Annotated in this window: 2 protein-coding genes; both read right to left on the bottom strand. The window is 67.1% G+C overall.

Annotated elements, in window-relative coordinates; all coding sequences use genetic code 11:
• The coding region (locus tag AC3EVP_RS36805; protein ID WP_435138124.1) for a type I polyketide synthase at positions 1 to 1,653 on the bottom strand (1,653 nt) is incomplete at its 3' end.
• A gap of 38 nt (positions 1,654 to 1,691) precedes the next feature.
• The coding region (locus AC3EVP_RS36800; RefSeq protein ID WP_435138121.1) for an acyl carrier protein at positions 1,692 to 2,091 on the bottom strand (400 nt) is incomplete at its 5' end.

Raw genomic sequence — 2,091 nt, 5'->3', positions numbered from 1 at the left:
CCCGGCCGACTCCCGCCCCGACGCAGCCGCAGACAAGCCCTCCAACAGCTGACCACGGTCACCGCCCACCACCGCAAGCCGGTGCGCGAACCCAGTCGTCCGCGTCACCGCCAACGACAACGCCACATCCCGAACCCCCACCCCCGGACGCGCCGCCACAAACTCCGCCAACCGACCCGCCTGCGCCACCAACGCCGCATCAGACCGCGCCGACACCACCCACACCACCGCACCACCAGACTCCGACCCCACCTCCGCAACGGACTCCACCCCCTCCTGCACAGGCTGTTCGAGGATGAGGTGGACGTTGGTGCCACTGATCCCGAACGCCGACACACCCGCCCGCCGAGGACCAGAACCCGCCGACCACTCACGCGGCGCCGTCAGCAACTCCACCGCCCCCGCCGACCAGTCGACGTGGGAGGACGGAGCGTCGACGTGCAAGGTCTGCGGCAGCATCCCGTGCCGCATCGCCTGCACCATCTTGATCACACCCGCCACACCCGCAGCCGCCTGCGTGTGACCGATATTCGACTTCACCGACCCCAACAACAACGGCCGCGCCGGATCACGATCCTGCCCATAGGTCGCCAGCAACGCCTGCGCCTCGATCGGATCACCCAACGCCGTCCCAGTCCCGTGCGCCTCCACCACATCCACATCACCCGGCTGCAACCCCGCACTCGCCAACGCAGCCCGAATCACCCGCTGCTGCGACGGACCATTCGGCGCCGACAGACCATTACTCGCCCCGTCCTGATTGACCGCACTACCGGCCACCACCGCCAGCACCCGATGCCCACGCTCACGCGCAACCGACAACCGCTCCAGGACCAGCACACCGACGCCCTCACCCCACCCCGTGCCATCAGCCGCCTCCGCAAACGGCTTACACCTCCCGTCAGCAGCCAACCCCCGCTGCCGCGCGAATTCCAGGTACGCACCTGGACTGACCATCACCGTGACGCCACCGGCCAACGCCAGCGAGCACTCCCCGGACCGCAGCGCCTGTGCCGCCAAGTGAATCGCCGTCAACGACGACGAACACGCCGTATCAATCGAAACCGCAGGACCCTGCAACCCCAACGCATACGCCACCCGACCCGACGCCACACTCGCCATGGTCCCGGTCATCCCATAGCCACCGGCACCGTCCTGCCCCCCGACGCGGTAGCCGGAGGTGATGACGCCGGCATAGACACCGGTGTCGGTGCCCCGCAACGACCCCGGCGTGATGCCCGCGTCCTCCAACGCCTCCCAACACGTCTCCAACAACACCCGCTGCTGCGGATCCATCCCCAACGCCTCACGCGGACTGATCCCGAAGAACTCCGCATCGAACCCACCCGCACCCTCCAAGAACCCACCCACCCGGGCATAACCCACACCCCCGTCACCGGAATCCGGATCCGGCAGGCCCGCCACGTCCCAGCCACGGTTCACCGGGAACCCCGACATCCCATCGGAGCCCCCCGCAACCAACCGCCACAAGCCATCCGGGCTCTCGGCACCGCCCGGGAAACGGCAACCCATCCCCACGATGGCCACCGGCTCGCGAATGCTCTCCTCAAGCCTTCGCAGTCGGTTCTGCAGTTGCCGACCGTCATTGATGGCCCGCTTCAGATAGTCCCGAAGCTTTTCTTCCTCGGACATGTGTGTAGGTGCTCCTGTCTCGCCGGCAGACAATTCAGCTACTTGTCGAACCCACGCTCGACCATCTGATACAGATCCTCGTTCGTGGCAGAGTCCAGGTCGTCCTGGTCGTCCGCCTCTGATCCCTGCGCCCGCCAGTCCGCCATGAGGGCATACAACTGTTCCGTGATCCGCCCGCGATCGGCATCGTCGAGGGACACAGCCGACAACACAGCGCGCAGACCGTCCAGATCCGCCAGGGCACTCTCAATGACGCCGGGTTGGCGCGGTACCAGCTGGTCGTGCAGGTGCCGGGCGAGTTCGAGAGGAACAGGGTGGTCGAAGACCAGGGTGGCGGGGAGAGCGAGCCCGGTTTCGCTCACCAGTCGGTTGCGGAGCTCCAGCGCGGTCAGTGAGTCGATGCCCATGTCACGGAAGGCCCGCTGTGGATCGATGTCT

Source organism: Actinacidiphila sp. bgisy144, assembly GCF_057708105.1.
This window is presented reverse-complemented; position numbering and strand designations above follow the sequence as displayed.